The sequence below is a fragment of the Paraburkholderia acidisoli genome (assembly GCF_009789675.1).
GTDB classification, from domain to species: domain Bacteria; phylum Pseudomonadota; class Gammaproteobacteria; order Burkholderiales; family Burkholderiaceae; genus Paraburkholderia; species Paraburkholderia acidisoli.
Map to the genome: position 1 here is coordinate 1,272,412 of NZ_CP046914.1, position 16,811 is coordinate 1,289,222.

Annotated in this window: 14 protein-coding genes; 9 read left to right on the forward strand and 5 right to left on the reverse strand. The window is 64.9% G+C overall.

The window, feature by feature from the left end; translation table 11 throughout:
• Positions 1-97: 97 nt before the first annotated feature.
• Positions 98-364, reverse strand: coding sequence for a hypothetical protein (locus FAZ98_RS19790; RefSeq protein WP_158954081.1), 267 nt, complete (start codon positions 362-364; stop codon positions 98-100).
• A 284-nt stretch (positions 365-648) separates the two neighbouring features.
• Positions 649-981 (reverse strand): hypothetical protein, encoded by a 333-nt coding sequence (locus tag FAZ98_RS19795; RefSeq protein WP_158953076.1) that lies wholly within the window; start codon positions 979-981, stop codon positions 649-651.
• A 330-nt stretch (positions 982-1,311) separates the two neighbouring features.
• Here FAZ98_RS19795 and FAZ98_RS19800 point away from each other — a divergent pair, with 330 nt between their 5' ends.
• Complete coding sequence (locus FAZ98_RS19800; protein WP_158953078.1) at positions 1,312-4,443, forward strand: transglycosylase domain-containing protein; 3,132 nt, start codon at positions 1,312-1,314, stop codon at positions 4,441-4,443.
• A 103-nt stretch (positions 4,444-4,546) separates the two neighbouring features.
• On the opposite strand, the gene FAZ98_RS19805 is transcribed toward FAZ98_RS19800, so the two are convergent.
• On the reverse strand, positions 4,547-5,080 hold the full coding sequence (locus FAZ98_RS19805) for a YMGG-like glycine zipper-containing protein (protein ID WP_158953080.1): 534 nt from the start codon (positions 5,078-5,080) through the stop codon (positions 4,547-4,549).
• A 25-nt stretch (positions 5,081-5,105) separates the two neighbouring features.
• A complete protein-coding gene (locus FAZ98_RS19810; RefSeq protein WP_158953081.1) occupies positions 5,106-5,525 on the reverse strand; it encodes a hypothetical protein in 420 nt (139 codons plus the stop codon).
• Between the two features lie 426 nt (positions 5,526-5,951).
• Between FAZ98_RS19810 and FAZ98_RS19815 the strand changes: the two genes are divergently transcribed.
• The 6 genes from FAZ98_RS19815 to FAZ98_RS19840 all read left to right on the forward strand — a co-directional run bounded on the left by FAZ98_RS19815 (position 5,952) and on the right by FAZ98_RS19840 (position 13,039).
• Positions 5,952-6,416 carry a DUF2844 domain-containing protein gene (locus FAZ98_RS19815; RefSeq protein ID WP_158953082.1) on the forward strand — a complete coding sequence of 155 codons (465 nt, stop codon included), beginning with the start codon at positions 5,952-5,954 and terminating at the stop codon, positions 6,414-6,416.
• A 16-nt stretch (positions 6,417-6,432) separates the two neighbouring features.
• A complete protein-coding gene (locus tag FAZ98_RS19820; RefSeq protein ID WP_158953083.1) occupies positions 6,433-7,953 on the forward strand; it encodes a DUF3443 family protein in 1,521 nt (506 codons plus the stop codon).
• Between the two features lie 461 nt (positions 7,954-8,414).
• A complete protein-coding gene (locus tag FAZ98_RS19825; protein WP_158953084.1) occupies positions 8,415-10,112 on the forward strand; it encodes a methyl-accepting chemotaxis protein in 1,698 nt (565 codons plus the stop codon).
• Between the two features lie 16 nt (positions 10,113-10,128).
• Positions 10,129-10,971, forward strand: coding sequence for a CheR family methyltransferase (locus tag FAZ98_RS19830; RefSeq protein WP_158953086.1), 843 nt, complete (start codon positions 10,129-10,131; stop codon positions 10,969-10,971).
• Positions 10,955-11,503 (forward strand): chemotaxis protein CheD, encoded by a 549-nt coding sequence (locus FAZ98_RS19835; RefSeq protein ID WP_158953087.1) that lies wholly within the window; start codon positions 10,955-10,957, stop codon positions 11,501-11,503. Before FAZ98_RS19830 ends, FAZ98_RS19835 begins: the two co-directional genes overlap by 17 nt.
• Positions 11,504-11,515: 12 nt before the next feature.
• Positions 11,516-13,039, forward strand: a complete 1,524-nt coding sequence (locus FAZ98_RS19840) for a chemotaxis protein CheW (protein WP_158953089.1) — start codon at positions 11,516-11,518, stop codon at positions 13,037-13,039.
• Here FAZ98_RS19840 and FAZ98_RS19845 read toward each other — a convergent pair.
• Entirely contained in the window at positions 13,036-13,773 is a 738-nt protein-coding gene (locus FAZ98_RS19845) for a TetR/AcrR family transcriptional regulator (RefSeq protein ID WP_158953091.1), read from the reverse strand. The two genes, FAZ98_RS19840 and FAZ98_RS19845, sit on opposite strands and share 4 nt — an antisense overlap.
• A 193-nt stretch (positions 13,774-13,966) precedes the next feature.
• On the opposite strand from FAZ98_RS19845, the gene FAZ98_RS19850 reads away from it, so the two are divergent.
• Together FAZ98_RS19850 and FAZ98_RS19855 are read left to right on the forward strand one after the other, a co-directional pair.
• The gene (locus FAZ98_RS19850; RefSeq protein ID WP_158953093.1) at positions 13,967-15,148 is read left to right on the forward strand and encodes an isovaleryl-CoA dehydrogenase; all 1,182 of its coding nucleotides are present in this window, start codon (positions 13,967-13,969) and stop codon (positions 15,146-15,148) included.
• Between the two features lie 33 nt (positions 15,149-15,181).
• Entirely contained in the window at positions 15,182-16,789 is a 1,608-nt protein-coding gene (locus tag FAZ98_RS19855; RefSeq protein WP_158953095.1) for a carboxyl transferase domain-containing protein, read from the forward strand.
• Positions 16,790-16,811: the final 22 nt, after the last annotated feature.

The window sequence follows — 16,811 nt, forward strand, 5'->3', positions numbered from 1 at the left end:
CGCCTTCGTTATTGCGTGTTGCGGATCGTTCTGCCGATGAGCTTGCCGATAGTTCGCCGGCGATGTTGCCGATGCCGCCGCGCTCCACCCGCCGCGCTCAGCGCGCGAGCCCGAGTCCCTGCAAGACGGCGTTGCCGTGCGACGTGAGCCGGATGCGCGCCGCGCCCGCGTCGTCGGAGACCTGCTCGACGAGGCCCGCTTCCTGGAGCATGGGGATTTCGGGCTTGGCGTGCGCGTCGATGGGCGCATGCAGCAGCAGCAACAGCGTGGCAAGCTCGTGATGGCTCAACAGACGGCGCAGGATCGTGCGGCGCGCGGGCTTCGCGGCCGGCTCTGCGGCGCCCTTGGCGCGGTTTGCCTCAATCTGCGAATGTTGCGTGTTCACGGGACCTCCTGCTGCGTTTCTTTTTCAGTGACGCGATGATGCGGACCAACACTTAAACGATTCTTAAAACCGTTCGCGAAAATGTGTCGCCGCGCTACAGCGCGTTACGTGACGTAAGTGGATGTAATTCGGGGGCGCAATCGGTGCGATCCGCGCGCGTTCGTCTGGCGAAAACGCGCCGCGGATGCGGGTTGAAGTGTGTCTTTACCGCGATCGACGCTACGGCAGCCGACTTGCGCCGTCACGCCGTCACGCCGTCACGATCAAGGCGCGCAGGTCTTGCTCGCGCCTTCGATCCACATGTTCGAGGGATGACGCTTGCCCGCGTAATAGCGGTATTCGGTCGTGCCGTTGTCGTGGCGAATCTTGATGACGTTGTCGTCGGCGAATTCGAGCATCTGGCCTTGCGGCAGCGGCGTGGTGGAGAAGCTGGCGTTGTGGCGCTGCGCCTCCACGGTCAGGCACGACACGACGTCCTGAACCGACCGGTTAGTCGTGGAATCGATGTTGGGCTGGCCCGCATCCGGGTTGCTCTGGAACCACGCGCACGCGCCGAGCGTGAGCGAAAGGGCAAGTGGCACGGCGAGCTTCTTCATATTTCTCCTGGTAAGCCGTAAAGCGGCGGCTTTCAATAGGTACAAACTAGGTACGTACGTGTAAGAGGACGGCGAGCACGCCAAAACCGCGGCGGCAGCCAGCCGATCATTATATCGGCAGCATGTGCTGTGCCTCGGTGCGCCGCGCGGTGCCGGGCGAGCCGCGGACGCCACGCGGCGGCGCGCTGTGTGACGCCGTGCGCATCGCTGTTGCGGCCTTACGACGCCGCTCGAACGCCTCTCAGGCGGCCACACAATTACCTACAGAGAGAGATAGACTGTTTGACAGACGCTGTTCCGTGATCTGACGTAGACGTCAGGAGAATGCGCATGAGCCGGCCATCGGTACGCTTTCCTCCTCGCGCCACTGGCGCCGCCTCGCTTTTGCGGTGGATCAAGTGGGGACTCCTCGTCGCGGTGCTGGCCGCACTCCTCATCGCGGCGCGCATCGTCCAGATCGAAATCGACACGTCGCGTCTGCAGGCGCGCTATCTCTCCGAACTCACCCGCGACATCGGCTTCACTGTCGAAACCGGGCCGAGTCACAGCATTCGCTTTCCCACCACCAACGGCCCGTACGACGTGCGTCTCGGCTACGCGCAACTGCCCGAGTTCCAGAGCCGTCTGGCGCAGCGCGGCTTCACGGTCGCGGCGCAGGCGCGCGATTCGGACCGCATGTTGCAACTCGCCGACGAAGGCCTCTTTCTGCCTTACGAAGAGAAAGATCAGGCCGGCATCGTGCTGCGCGACGCCTCGGGCGCGACGCTCTTTCACACGCGGTATCCGCAGCGCGCCTACGAAAGCTTCGACGCGGTGCCGCCGCTCGTGCGCAACTCGCTGCTGTTCATCGAAGATAAATATCTGCTCGCCGACGACCAACCGAACCGCAATCCCGCCATCGACTGGGGCCGCTTCAGCCGCGCGCTCGCCGACCAGGGCTTGCGCCTCGTGAACCGGCATCAGCAAACGCCCGGCGGCAGCACGCTCGCCACCCAGATCGAAAAGTTCCGCCACTCGGCGGGCGGCCGCACCTCCACGCCGCCGGAGAAGTTGCGGCAAATCGCGTCGGCATCGGTGCGTGCGTATCTCGACGGGCCGCAGACGATGCCCGCGCGTCAGCAGATTCTGGTGCACTACCTCAACTCCGTGCCGCTCGCGGCGAAGCCGGGCGTGGGCGAGGTGAACGGTCTCGGCGACGGCCTCGCGGCCTGGTACGGGCGCGACTTTCGCGACGTGAACCGTATCTTGCGCGCGCCGCTTTCGTCCGCCACGCTCGACGAACAGGCGCTCGCGTTCCGCCAGGTGCTGTCGTTGCTGATCGCGCAGCGCGCGCCGTCGTACTTCCTGCAAAAAAACAATGACGCGCTCGCGAAACTCACCGACAGCTATCTGCGCCTGCTCGGTTCCGGCGGCATGATCACGCCCGCGCTGCGCGACGCCGCGCTCGCGACGCAACTCACGCTGGACCGCTCGAAGCCCGCGCCCGCCGCGCCCGCGTCCTACGTGGAACGCAAGGCGGTGCTGACCTTGCGCACGCAGCTGATGCAGGTGCTCGGCCTCAAGACGCTTTACGACCTCGACCGGCTCGACCTGAGCGCCACGGCAACGCTCGACGACAGCGTGCAGCAAGCCGTGGGCGATCGACTCGCCGATGCCGCGACCAAAGACGGCGCGCGCGCGGCCGGCCTCGTGGGCTTCGAAATGCTCAAGCCCGCCGACGATCCCTCGAAAATTGCCTACAGCTTCACGCTGTTCGAGCGCCGCAACGGCGAAAACCTCGTGCGCGTACAGACCGACAGCGTGAATCAGCCGTTCGACATCAACTCGGGCGCACGGCTGAACCTCGGCTCCACGGCGAAGCTGCGCACGGTGGTGACGTATCTGCAGATCATGAGCGCCTTGCACGCCAAATATGCCGGCGAAGACGCGAAGACGTTGCGCGCGACGCTCGCGCAAACCGACCCGAGCGACGCGCTCTCGCGCTGGGCGCTCGACTATCTCGCCAAGACGCCCGACCGCTCGCTGGGCGCGATGCTCGAGGCGGCCGTGGAGCGCAAGTATTCGGCGAGCCCGGGCGAAACGTTCTACACCGGCGGCGGCGCGCAAAGCTTCAACAACTTCGAGTCGAGCGACAACGGGCAGATTCTCACCGTGCACCGCGCGTTCCAGCATTCGGTGAACCTCGTGTTCGTGCGCCTGATGCGCGACATCGTCCATTACGAAATGATCCAGACGTCGGGTACGCCCGATCAATGGCTCGACGACCCGGCGGTGCGCAACCGCTTCCTCACGCAGTTCGCCGATGGCGAGAGCCAGGTCTACATGAAGCGCTTTTATCAGCGCTATCAAGGCAAGAGCAACGCCGACGCGCTCGCCACGCTGCTCGCGCACACGCGGAAGGGGCCGGCGCGCATCGCGACGGTGCTGCGCAGCGTGGATCCGCACGGCGCGCGGCCGTGGTTCGATGCGCAGATGCGCGCGCAACTGAAGAACACGAAATTCGAGTGGCTCGACAGCGACGATCTCGCGAAGTACTACGACAAGTACGCCATCGACAATTTCAATCTCAACGATCGCGGCTATATCGCGGGCATTCATCCGCTCGAACTCTGGCTGCTCAATTATCTGCGTTCGCACCCCGACGCCACGCTCGCGCAAGTCCAGCAGGCGAGCCGCGACACGCGCCTGTACACCTACCAGTGGCTGTTCAAGACGAAGTATCACGCCACGCAAGACCGCCGCATCCGCCACATGATCGAGTTGCGCGCGTACGACGCGATCGGCAAGTCGTGGCGCGCGCTGGGTTATCCGTTCGATAGCATCACGCCGTCGTACGGCGCGGCGATCGGTGCGTCGGGCGACCGGCCGGCGGCGCTCGCGCAGCTCATCGGGCTGATTTCGAGCCATGGCGAAAAGCTGCCGACGCATAGCTTCGAATCGCTCGACTTCGCTCGTGGCACGCCCTACGAAACACGCTTCGTGCATGCGGATACGCCGCCGCAGGCGCTGATCTCGCCGGAGATTTCGCAGGTCGTGCGCGAGTTGCTGACTTCGGTGGTGGAAGGCGGCACGGCCAAGCGTCTTGCCGACGGCATGACGTTCCCCGACGGCAAGACGCTGCCGGTGTACGGCAAGACCGGCACGGGCGACCAGCGCTTCAACGTCTATGCGCCGGGCGCGCGGCTGATCGAGTCGCGCAAGGTGAATCGCAGCGCGACCTTCGTGTTCGTGATCGGCGATCGTTTCTACGGCACGCTTACCGCATGGGTGCATGAGCCGTATGCGGCGCGTTATTCGTTCACGAGCGCGCTTTCAGTGCAATTGCTGAAGTCGCTCGCGCCGGTGCTGCAACCGCTGCTCGAAGCGAAACCCGCTGCGCCCGGCGCCAGCCAGAAGGTCACGCTGATCGACACGGAAACCGGCGCGGTGCGCGAGGTGGCGTTGAACACCGCATCGCGCTGAACTGGCGGTAATCGTTCGGATCACCAGGAAATCGGCATGAAAAAAACGAGGCGGGCTGTGTAGCCCGCCTCGTTGCATTTGGGCGGCCGTTCGGGCCGCGCGATCAGTACGTGCCCGGAGGCGGCGGCGATCCCGGCGGAGGCGGTGGCAGATAACGCGGCTGCGGTTGCGGCGCGGTCTGATACGTCTGGTACGGCTGCTGCGTGGCCATGCGGCCCGGCGACGGCACGCGGTTGCCGTTCGCGTACATGCACTGGAGATACGCGTAGTCGTAACGGCGTTGCACGTCGTAGGCGGAGCCCTGCGCGTTGCCCATGCCGACGGCGCTGCCCGCGAGCAGACCCGCGCCCGCACCGATGGCCGCGCCCTGGCCGCCGCCGAACGCCGCGCCCGCCGCCGCGCCGAGCGCCGTGCCCACGATGGCGCTGCCTACGCCCGCGTTGGTCGCGGCCTGGTTGGTGTCCACACCGCCGGTCTGCTGGAAGGCGAACTGGCGGCAGTTGTAGTCGTCGTTGCGGAACTGGTCGAAGGTCTTGCCTGTGCCCGGCAGCGCCATCACGCTCGGACCTTGCGGGACGACCGCGCACGCGCTCAACAGGCCGGCCGTGGCGAGCAGCGCGAGATAAGTGGATTTCATGTGCGACTCGATATCGTCAAAATGTTCAGTTCGAAGGCGCGGCCTGGGCCGGCACCGCGCGCCAGCCCGACGCGCAGCTTTTCGCGTAGGGGTAGTAGGTTTTCGACGCGTTGCAGTAATACCAGGTGTCGCCGTTGTCGTTGCCTGCTGCAACGCCGGGCGGCACGCTGGATTGCGCGTCGGGTTGATCGTAGGGCTGGCCCTGCGACTGGTCTTGATAAGCGGGCGCCGGGGCTTGCTGGCCCTGTTCGATGTATTCGGGTGGCTCGGGCGGCGGCGGCGCGACGATCACGGGCGGTCCGTAGTAATAAGGCACGGGCGCGACCGGGTAGTAGTACGGCACACCGCCGCCGATAAACACGCCGACGTGCGCCGCATGCGCCGCGCCGCTTGCGCAGACGATGGCGGCCGCCGCGGCCCCGAGGAACAGTTTCGACCTTCTCACAACACTCTCCAGAGACGGAATGGCTGGCGGCGACGTCGCATGCCAGCGGATTATCGAACGCTATGACATCGCGCGAATCATTGCAATTACGCGATTCGCAGCGTTTTTTCGAGTTGTTACAGCCACGTTGCCCACCCCGCGCGCCCGGCGCGTTTCCCGGTTCTATTCGACGTTAACGGCGCGCTTCTGGCCTGCATTCCTCATGAAGTACGCGCGAACGGCCGGAAATTGCGCGCCGTGGCTTGTAACAATTGGACATCGTTGCGGCGCGTCGTGGCGGGGCTATGCCGGGTTTGACACGTCATCGCTCGAAAAGTCATTTCGAATTTCTCGCCGTAGGGCGTTCGTCAGCCTGACATAGACTCGTCGAGCCACACCGCTGGCGACATTCGTTCGCCGGTTTATCAAAATAGTTAGGACTACAACATGAAGAAAAATCTGATATGCGTGCTCGCTGTCGCCTGGCTGGCCGCGACGCCGGCGTGGGCGGCGCTGGGCGGCGCGCCGACCTACCACGGCGTACGCACCGCGCCCGAAGCGCGGGCGATGGCCGCGGGCAAGAGCGCCGCCGCTTCCTACACCGTGAGCACGGCAACCCTCGCCAACGGCACCGTGATCCGCGAATACGTCGACGCGCATGGCGCCGTGTTCGGCGTGGCCTGGAGCGGTCCGCGCATGGGGTCGCTCGAGGCGCTGCTGGGCAACTACTTCCCGGCGTGGCAGAAGGGGCTCGCGAGCGCGCAGGCGGCACGCGGCGGCGGCTACGGACCGGTGGCGGTGCGCGAGGACGATCTCGTGGTCGAGTCGGGCGGTCACATGGGCGCGCTGGTCGGGCGGGCGTGGCTGCCCCGCGCGTTGCCGCAAGGCGTGAGCGCCGATCAGATTCACTAAGCCAACGGGGAACGCGATGAAAAGAATCACGGTGATTTCGGCGCTGGCGCTGAGTCTGGTGCTGGCCGCGTGCGGCGGTGGCGGCGATGGCGGCGGTGCTCCTGCGGCATCGAACGGCGGCGCGAATGTCGAGAACAACGGCGGCCAGACGAACTCGGGCGCCAACGGGAATGGCGGCGAGGGCGGATCGGGCGGCGCTGCGAACGGGGGATCGAGCGGCGGGTCGGGCGGTGGATCCGGCGGTACGTCGGGTGGTACATCGGGCGGCGGTTCAAGCGGTACGCCGAATGGCGGAAGCGGCAGCGGCGGCAATGGGGGAAGTGGCGGGAGCGGCGGAAGCGGCGGCTCGTCCGGAACGGACCCGGGCGGTGGGGGATCGGGCGGCTCGGGCGGCGGCTCCGATTCAGGCTCCGATAACGGCGGCGCCGCGGCCGATCTCGGCAACACGGTTCCGGTGATCGTTTCGGCGGCGTCGAAAGTGCGCAACTTCCCGCTCGTGAGCGTGACGGTCTGCCAGCCGAACAGCAGTGCGCAAGCCAGCTGCGCAACCATCGACAACGTGTTGCTCGACACCGGCTCGTTCGGCTTGCGTCTCTACGCTTCGGCGATTCCCTCGGCCACGCTCGCCGCATTGCCCATCCAGACCGACACCGCGAGCGGCAACAACCTCGCGGCTTGCGCTTCGTTCGCCTCCGGCCACATGTGGGGCAGCGTGCGTAACGCCGACGTCAAGCTCGCGCGCGAAGTTGCCGCCGCCGTGCCCATCCATGTGATGAGCGACCCGGCCATTGCTTCGGCCAAGCCGCAAAGCTGCGCATACAACACGGCGTTCACCACGGCCGCCATGCTCGGGGCGAACGGGATTCTCGGCGTGGGCGCGGCGCGCTACGACTGCGGTTCGCTGTGCGCCGCCAACGCGTTCGACGGCGTGTATTACGCCGACGCCAACCCGGCCACGCCCGTGGCCGTGCCGCTCGCGAAGCAGGTCGCCAATCCGGTCGCGCTGTTTCCTGTCGATAACAACGGCGTGATCGTGGAAATGCCCGCCGTTTCCGCCAAGGGCGCGCCGACCGCCACCGGCACGCTGACGTTCGGCATCGACACGCAGACGAACAACACGTTGAAGGGCGCGGGCGCGACCCAGTTGATGACCGACGGCTGGGGCGATTTCCTCGGCGCCTATAACGGCACGAGCCGCGTGACGGCGTTCATCGACTCGGGGTCCAACTCCAGCAACTTCGACGACGGTTCGATCCCGCGATGGAACGGCTTCTACGCGCCGGCCAGCGCGTGGCAGCGCGACGTCGCGCTCAGCGACCTCAACGGCACGAACGCCATGGTCACGATCGACATCGGCAATGCGGCCGCACTGCTTGCCACGCGCTTCACCGCGTTCAACAACCTTGCGGGCTTCATGGCGCAAACCGTCGACCTCGGCTTGCCGTTTTATTTCGGGCGCCGCGTGTACCACGGCATCGACCTGCGCGGGGCGGCTGGAAACGGCAATCCGCCATTCGTAGCGTATGTCAGTCAGTAGTTCCGTAAGTCGTTATTAACCCACGTTGCATAAAGCGCCCTGAAAACGGGCGCTTTTTTCTTATTGGTATTTTTCAATGCTTTTTGAATCGCAATCAATCCATCATTGCATTAGGCGCGATTTAATTCTGGTTAATTCGCGCGCAATGAAATCCCATTGCCTCATTTCCGGGCGCGCGGGCAAATGCCAGTTGAGCGAGCAAAAATAGGTCTCTATGCAAACGTTTGCCTAGGTAAAAACCCGTGCTCAAGTCGCCAGTTCATGCGCCGTTATATCGCCAGTAGGACCCCGCGATCTCGTCGCCGGAAGCCCCGAAATACCGGGTTTGCGCTTCGGAGATCGCGTCAAGAAGGTGTCAGGGAACACCTCATATAACTCTGAGAGAAACCGCCGGCGCATGGCTGGCGGCAAGCCGCATTCGCGGCCATTCCGCACGCGCAAACGAAGCGAGGGCAAACACAATGGAACATTCGACGCTGGTAAGTCCGCAAGACCTGGACGAATTGAGCGCCATTAGCGCAGCGTTGAACCGCGTTCAAGCGGTCATCGAATTCGATCTGCAAGGCATTATTCTTCACGCCAACGAGAATTTCCTCGCCACCGTCGGCTATACGCTCGAGGAAGTGCGCGGCAAGCATCATCGAATGTTCTGCGATCCCGATTACGTGCAGACCGACGCCTATCGCAACTTCTGGGAACGCCTCGGCCGCGGCGAGTACGATCGCGGCGAATACCGCCGCGTGGGCCGCAACGGCCGCGAGATCTGGATCAACGCGTCGTACAACCCCGTGCTCGGCGCGGACGGCCGCCCGTACAAGATCATCAAGTTCGCCACCGACATCACCGCGATCAAGGCGCAGCACGCCGAATACGAAGGGCGTTTGCGCGCGATCGACAAGGCGCAGGCCGTGATCGAGTTCGACACGGGCGGCATCGTGCTGCACGCGAACCAGAACTTCCTCGACACGCTCGGTTATCGGCTCGAAGAAATCCTCGGCAAGCATCACCGCATGTTCTGCGAAGAAAGCTATTCGTCGAGCATCGAATATCAGGCGTTCTGGGCCAAGCTCAATCGCGGCGAATTCGACGCGGGGCGCTACAAGCGCCTTGGCAAGGGCGGCCGCGTGGTGTGGATTCAGGCAACTTACAACCCGATCTTCGACATGAACGGGCGACTCTACAAAGTCATCAAGTTCGCCAACGACGTCACCGCGCAGGTCGAGCTCGAGGAAAGCGTGAAGCGCCGCGCCGAAGACGACCAGCGCAAGGTCGAAAAGCTGCTGGCGGTGGTGAGCCAGGCGGCGGCGGGCAATCTCACGGGGCAAGTCGAAGTGCCGGGCGACGATCCCATCGATCAGCTCGCGGCCGGCATCAAGGGCATGATGAGCGACCTCGCGAGCGTGATCGGCAAGGTCGTGGATTCGGCGGGCACCTTCAAGGATTCGTCGCAGGACATCGCCGCGCGCGCGGACACCGTGGCGAGCGGCGCACAACTGCTGGGCGCGACGGTCGAGGAAATGAACGCGTCGATCGAAGAACTCACGGCCTCGATCAATTCGATCGCCGATAACTCGCGCGGCGCCGACCAGCTCGCGAAAGACACGCAGGTCGAAGCCGAACGCGGCGCCAAAGCCGTGACGCGCTCGATCGAATCGATGGAACTCATCAACCGGTCGTCGGAAGACATCGGCGAGATCATCAAGGTGATCGGCGAGATCGCGAGCCAGACCAATCTGCTCGCGTTCAACGCGGCCATCGAAGCGGCTCGCGCGGGCGAACACGGCCTGGGCTTCTCCGTGGTCGCCGACGAAGTGCGCAAGCTGGCCGAGCGCTCCTCGCAGGCGACCAAGGAAATTTCGAAGCTCATCAACGAGTCGGTCAAGCGCGTCGCGCAAGGCAGCGAAATCTCGAAGCAGGCGGGCGAGGCGTTCGAGCGCATTCTCACGGGCGTGAGCCGCACGACGCAAGCGATCTCCGAGATCTCCTGCGGCGCCGACGAGCAATTGATCGCGGCACGCGAAGTGGCCGCGGCGATCCAGCAAATTGCTGAGGAAACCGAAAAATCGGCCGGCGCGTGCGACACGATCGCGCGCGCGGCAGCAGTGCTCAAGGGCGGCGCGGAAGGGCTCGACACCACGGTGGCGCGCTTCGTAGTGTGATGCCCGGAGAACTGCAGTGGATATCGATCACGATGCCGATTTGACGGTACGTCAGGCGTTGTTCGAACAGGTGCGCCGGCATACCGGCATCGCCATGAACGAGCGCAAGTGGGTCATGCTCAAGGGCCGCTTGCGCCGCCGCATCATGACGCTGGGCCTGCCCGATTACAGCGACTATTTGCGGGTGCTCGACACGAGCGCCGACGAAGTGCGCGATTTCATCGATCTCGTCACGACCAACGAAACCTCGTTCTTTCGCACGCCGCGCATCTGGGATTACCTCGTGCGCGAATTCTTGCCCAACTGGACCGCGAGCCGCGCGGGCGACACGCTGCGCGTGTGGTCGGCGGCGGCGTCGAGCGGCGAGGAAGCGTGGACCACGGCCATGCTGTGCGAGGAGCATCGCGCGCAGCATCCGGCCATGCGTTACGCGATCGTCGGCACCGACATTTCGGACGGCATTCTCGCGAACGCGCGCGTCGGGCATTATGCGGGCCGCAGCATGGAAAGCCTGCGCCAGCAGCGTCCTGAACTCGTGCAGAAGTACTTTCGCAGCGACGCCACCGGCATTGGGGTGAGCGACGCGCTGCGTGCGCACGTGTCGTTCCGCCGGCACAATCTCTACGACGTGCCGCGCGATCTGGGTCCGTTCGATCTCGTGCTGTTGCGCAACGTGCTGATCTATTTCGATGTCGATGGCCAGAAAGCCGTGCTCGCCAACGTGCGCCGCGCAATGCGGCCGGGCGCGGTGCTGATCGTCGGCGAGTCGGAGTCGTTGAGCCGCGTGGCGGACGGCCTCGCGTTCGAGCAGCCGCTCATCTATCGCAACGAGGAGCGCAAGCATGAGCAACCTGCGTGACGTGCAAGTGCGGATGTGCGAGATCGCGGTGAGCCGCGGCGACGAAGCGAAAATTCTGCGCGCCACGCTGGGCTCGTGCGTGGGGATCGGCCTGCTGTGGCGTTCGCGCGGCACCTACGGTCTCGCGCATTGCCTGCTGCCCGAGCCGACCGGTCCCGCGCGCGGCGCTGGCGCGGCCGTGCCGCAGGCGGGCAATGGCGCGAAATACGTGATCGAGGCGCTGCCCAAACTGCTCGCGATGATGCACGCCAGCGACGCGCCCGAGGGCGAGATCGAAGCCGTGCTCGCGGGCGGCGCCAACATGATGCACCACCGTACGACGCTGCACGAGCCGATCGGCGAATTGAATGTTCGGATGGCTAAGCAATTGCTCGCCGACTCGCGCGTGAAGGTCGTGCACGTGGACGTGGGCGGCGAATGCGGGCGGCAGTTGACCATCGACTGCGAACAGCATCACTACGCCGTGCGCCACTTTTCCCGCGCGGCGGAACCGCCGTCCGCGGCGCCGCGCGCTTCGCTGCGTTCGTCCTGAGGAGAGCACGAGATGAGTCTGCGTACCTCGGCAGCCGGCGCGAACGTCGAGCTGTATGGATCGTTTCATCTGGCCGATACGGAACTGGCGCTGCCCGTGACCGCGTTGCAGGAAGTGGTCAATCATCCCGAAGCGCTCACGCCGGTGCCGCTCGCGCCGGCGTATCTGCTCGGCCTCTTCAACTTGCGCGGCACCTTGATTCCGGTAGTCGATCTGCGGCAATTGCTGCGGCTCGAAGCGGCGGCCGCGAGCACCTCGCGCAAGGTGGCGATCGTCGAAACCGGTGGCCTGCGCATTGGCTTGCAGTTCGACGCGACCGGCGAAATTCTGCGCGTGCCGCGCGAGCAGGTCATCACGCTCGAGGTGCCGGAAGGCGGCACGCCTTCGGTGATCGGTGCGGTGCTCAAGCTCGAAGGCGGCGAGCGCATCCTGCAGGTGCTCGCGCCCGCGGTGCTACTCAATCTGCGTGACATGCCGCAGCTCGCGCAAGCGGCGCCGCGGGTTGCCGAGCGCCGCGCGCAGCAAGGCCAGCAGCACAAGAACGTCTCGTTCAAGGTAGGCGCGACGGCGCTCGCGCTGCCCATGGGCGCGATCAAGGAGATCATCCGCGTGCCGCCGTTGCAGCAGTCGCCGCTCGCCGACGACGTGTGTATCGGCATGTTGAATCTGCGCGGCGTGACGGTGCCCGTGCTCGACTTCGGCAAGTTTCTCGGCTTCGCGCGCGGCAATGGCGCGAGCGACGCGAACGGCGCGAACGAACCGGAAGCGCGCGTGGAAGACCGGCGCGTGGTGATCCTGCATCGCGACGAAGTGCATTTCGGTTTGCTCGTCGATGAGGTCGCGAGCATCGTGGCGTATCGCGATGAGGATCTGCTGCCCATGCCTACTTACGGCGGCAACGCGCAGCGCGCGCTGTTCTCGGGCTATCTCGCCTCCGACACGCGCGCGGGCGTACTGCTGCTGAACGCCGAGGCATTGTTCGGCAACGAGCGCATCGCGGCCGTGGCCAAGGGGCATCACGCGTTGTATCGCGGCAAGCTCGCGCAGGCGGACGCGGCGCAGCAGCGCGGCGCGCGCACGCGGCAAACGCTCGTGACATTCCGCATTGGTCAGTTGGTGGGCGTGCGCATCGCGCAGTTGCGCGAGGTGATCGAGTATCGCGACGACATCGTGCATACGCCAGGCTTGCCCGCTTTCGTGCGCGGCGTGCTGAACCTGCGCGGCGTGCTCGTCACGGTGATCGACGTGCGCGCGATGTACGCCATGCCGCCTTACGAAGACCTCGCGCGCGCGAAGATCCTCATCGTCGAATACGAAGGCGAAAAGTACGGACTCCTCGTGGATTCCGTCGAGGACATCGTCACGCTCAACAACGCGGCGCAGATGACCGTGCCGTCCATGCTCACGCGCGGCGAAGGCCTGCACGTGCGCAACGACATGCGCGAAGCGGTGGAATTGCCGGGGCAGGGTACGGTGATGCTGTTCGAACCCGCCGCGGTCTGCGCGCGCGTGGCCGAGGAGTCGGCCGTGTCCTAGCGCTTGTGCGCCGCGCCGCGCTCGCGTTCGAGCCGGCGCACGGCCTCGCTCACGTCCTGGCTGAATTGCGCGAGCGCCGCGAGTTCGAGTTGCGGCGGTTGCAGCGCCGACCACAACGCGTCGACAAGCCGTTCCGCCGTCGCCTCGATGTCCGTGCGGCGATTCGCGAGCGTGGCGTCCCAGAGCACGTGCTCCATGGGCCCGAACACGAGCGAGCGCAACAGCCGCAGCGGCAGGTCCTTGCGAATCTGCCCCGTGTCCTGCCCGCGCGCGAGCACGCGCATGAGCGGCGCCGTGTAACGGCGCTGCATTTCGATGAGCGCCTCGCTCAATTCATGATGCCGCGTGCGGCCTTCCGATAGCACCAGCTCGCAGATGCCGGTGCCGCTCTCCAGCATCAGTTGCAGATGCATCCGCACGATGAAGGCGAACTGCTGGCGCACGCTGCCGTCGCGCGGCAGACCGCCTTCGATCGCGGCGATCGATTCGTCGTACCAGTCGCCGATCACGCGCGCGCACAACTCCCGCTTGCCCCGAAAGTAGCTGAACACCGTGGCCTCGGACACGCCGAGCCGCTGTGCGATTTCGGCCGTGGTCGCGCGCGCGTAGCCCTTTTCGGAGAACACCTCGCGCCCCGCTTCGAGAATCTCGCGCACGCGCTGTTGCGACTTGCGGCCCGCGGGCTGGCGGCGCGACGCGGGCAGGACGGCTTTCTGGGCGGCGATCGTGGACATTTTGAGCTTGAATCAACTTTCTGACAGTCGAGGTCGAATTATGGTCGCGAAAGTGTCACGGGTACAAGGCGTTTACGGGCGAATAGCTGAAATTGAGTCGTGCTCAGAATTCCCTATTGACGTTAACGTTAATCTGGCGTGAAATGGGCGTTCATCGAGCGCCACGAGCGCGGCAGATTCTACGGAGACAAGAATGAGCAACGTACCCGGCTTGCAGTTCCCGCTCGGCGAGGAAGTCGAAATGCTGCGCGACAGCATCGCGAGCTTCGCCGCCAAAGAGATCGCACCGCGCGCGGCGGAAATCGACCGCACCGACCAGTTCCCCATGGACCTGTGGCGCAAGTTCGGCGAACTGGGCGTGCTCGGTATGACGGTCTCCGAGGAATACGGCGGCGCCAACATGGGCTACACGGCGCACATGGTCGCGATGGAAGAGATCTCGCGCGCGTCGGCCTCCGTGGGGCTCTCGTACGGCGCGCACTCCAATCTCTGCGTGAACCAGATCCACCGCAACGGCACGGAAGCGCAGAAGCAAAAATATCTCCCGAAGCTGCTTTCCGGCGAACATGTGGGCGCGCTCGCCATGAGCGAGCCCAACGCGGGCTCGGACGTCGTCAGCATGAAACTGCGCGCGCAGAAGCAAGGCGACCGCTACGTGCTCAACGGCACGAAAATGTGGATTACCAACGGCCCGGATTGCGACACGCTGGTGGTCTACGCTAAGACCGACCCCGAAGCCGGCGCGCGCGGCATGACGGCGTTCATCGTCGAAAAGGGCATGAAGGGTTTCTCGGTGGCGCAGAAGCTCGACAAGCTCGGCATGCGCGGCTCGCACACCGGCGAACTCGTGTTTCAGGACGTGGAAGTGCCCGAGGAAAACATCCTCGGCCAGCTCAACGGCGGCGTGAAGGTGCTGATGAGCGGTCTCGACTACGAGCGCGCCGTGCTCGCGGGCGGTCCCACGGGCATCATGGCCGCGGTCATGGACAACGTCGTGCCCTATATTCACGACCGCAAGCAGTTCGGGCAGGCTATTGGCGAATTCCAGCTCATTCAAGGCAAGGTCGCCGACCTCTACACCACCTTCCAGGCGTGCCGCGCGTATCTCTACGCGGTGGGCCGCCAGCTAGACACGCTCGGTGCTGGCCATGTGCGCCAGGTGCGCAAGGACTGCGCGGGCGTGATTCTCTATACCGCCGAAAAAGCCACGTGGATGGCGGGCGAAGCCATTCAGATTCTGGGCGGCAACGGTTATATCAACGAGTATCCGGTGGGCCGCTTGTGGCGCGACGCCAAGCTCTATGAAATTGGCGCGGGCACGAGCGAGATTCGGCGCATGCTGATCGGCCGCGAGCTGTTCGCGGAAACGATGTAATCCTAACGATTCCCGTTTCAAGGAGAGGTCAGGATGCCGATCATCGAATCGAAGCTCAACCCGCGCTCGGAAGAATTCAAGGCGAATGCGGCGGCGCTCGACGCGCTCGTTGCCGACCTGCGCGAGAAGATCCAGAAGCTGTCGCTCGGCGGCGGCGAGGCGGCGCGCGACAAGCATCTCTCGCGCGGCAAGCTGCTGCCGCGCGATCGCATTGCGCAGCTGCTCGATCCCGGCACGCCGTTCCTGGAGTTGTCGCAACTCGCCGCGTACGGCATGTACAACGACGACGCGCCGGGCTCGGGCATCATCACCGGCATCGGGCGCATTGCGGGCCAGGAGTGCGTGATCGTGTGCAACGACGCCACCGTGAAGGGCGGCACGTATTATCCGGTCACGGTCAAGAAGCACGTGCGCGCGCAGGAAATCGCGCAGGAAAACCAGTTGCCGTGCGTGTATCTCGTCGACTCGGGCGGCGCGAATCTGCCGAATCAGGACGAGGTCTTCCCCGACCGCGATCACTTCGGCCGCATCTTCTACAACCAGGCGAATCTCTCGGCGCAAGGCATTCCGCAGATCGCCGTGGTCATGGGTTCTTGCACGGCGGGCGGCGCGTATGTGCCCGCCATGAGCGACGAATCGATCATCGTGAAGAATCAAGGCACGATCTTTCTCGGCGGACCGCCGCTCGTGAAAGCGGCCACGGGCGAGGAAGTGAGCGCCGAAGACCTCGGCGGCGGCGACGTGCATACGCGCTTGTCCGGCGTGGCCGATCACCTCGCGCAAAACGACGCGCATGCGCTTGCCATTGCGCGTTCGATCGTCGGCAATCTCAATCGCACGAAGACGCCGCCGCTTGCGTTGAAAGAACCGCTGCCGCCGCGCTACGACGCGCAGAGTCTCTACGGCGTGATTCCGGTGGATACGCGCAAGCCCTTCGACGTGCGCGAAGTCATCGCGCGCCTTGTCGACGACTCGGCTTTCGACGAATTCAAGGCGCGCTACGGCACCACGCTCGTCACGGGTTTCGCGCATATCTGGGGTCACCCCGTGGGGATCGTCGCGAACAACGGCATTCTGTTTTCCGAGTCGGCGTTGAAGGGCGCGCACTTCATCGAACTGTGCGCGCAACGCAAGATTCCGCTCGTGTTCCTGCAGAACATCACGGGTTTCATGGTGGGACGCAAGTACGAGAACGAAGGCATCGCGCGCAATGGCGCGAAGATGGTCACGGCCGTGGCCACGGCGAAGGTGCCCAAGTTCACGGTCATCATCGGCGGGTCGTTCGGCGCGGGCAACTACGGCATGTGCGGCCGCGCGTATTCGCCGCGCTTCCTGTGGATGTGGCCCAATGCGCGCATTTCGGTGATGGGCGGCGAGCAGGCCGCTTCGGTGCTCGCCACGGTGCGCCGTGACGGGATCGAGGCGAAGGGCGGCACGTGGAGCGCGCAGGAAGAAGACGCGTTCAAGCAGCCTATCCGCGATCAATACGAACGCCAGGGCCACCCGTACTATGCGAGCGCACGCCTCTGGGACGACGGCGTAATCGATCCCGCGCAAACGCGCGACGTGCTCGGCCTGGGTTTATCCGCGGCCATGAACGCGCCGATCGAAGACACACGCTTCGGCGTGTTCCGCATGTAAGTGCGCGTCACGATAAAAGGAC

What these genes read in the sequence shown, in the direction of transcription:
- FAZ98_RS19795 (WP_158953076.1), bottom strand. Translation starts at nt 981, where the DNA reads ATGAAGAAGCTCGCCGTGCCACTTGCCCTTTCGCTCACGCTCGGCGCG.
- FAZ98_RS19800 (WP_158953078.1), top strand. Translation starts at nt 1,312, where the DNA reads ATGAGCCGGCCATCGGTACGCTTTCCTCCTCGCGCCACTGGCGCCGCC.
- FAZ98_RS19805 (WP_158953080.1), bottom strand. Translation starts at nt 5,080, where the DNA reads ATGAAATCCACTTATCTCGCGCTGCTCGCCACGGCCGGCCTGTTGAGC.
- FAZ98_RS19815 (WP_158953082.1), top strand. Translation starts at nt 5,952, where the DNA reads ATGAAGAAAAATCTGATATGCGTGCTCGCTGTCGCCTGGCTGGCCGCG.
- FAZ98_RS19820 (WP_158953083.1), top strand. Translation starts at nt 6,433, where the DNA reads ATGAAAAGAATCACGGTGATTTCGGCGCTGGCGCTGAGTCTGGTGCTG.
- FAZ98_RS19825 (WP_158953084.1), top strand. Translation starts at nt 8,415, where the DNA reads ATGGAACATTCGACGCTGGTAAGTCCGCAAGACCTGGACGAATTGAGC.
- FAZ98_RS19835 (WP_158953087.1), top strand. Translation starts at nt 10,955, where the DNA reads ATGAGCAACCTGCGTGACGTGCAAGTGCGGATGTGCGAGATCGCGGTG.
- FAZ98_RS19840 (WP_158953089.1), top strand. Translation starts at nt 11,516, where the DNA reads ATGAGTCTGCGTACCTCGGCAGCCGGCGCGAACGTCGAGCTGTATGGA.
- FAZ98_RS19845 (WP_158953091.1), bottom strand. Translation starts at nt 13,773, where the DNA reads ATGTCCACGATCGCCGCCCAGAAAGCCGTCCTGCCCGCGTCGCGCCGC.
- FAZ98_RS19850 (WP_158953093.1), top strand. Translation starts at nt 13,967, where the DNA reads ATGAGCAACGTACCCGGCTTGCAGTTCCCGCTCGGCGAGGAAGTCGAA.
- FAZ98_RS19855 (WP_158953095.1), top strand. Translation starts at nt 15,182, where the DNA reads ATGCCGATCATCGAATCGAAGCTCAACCCGCGCTCGGAAGAATTCAAG.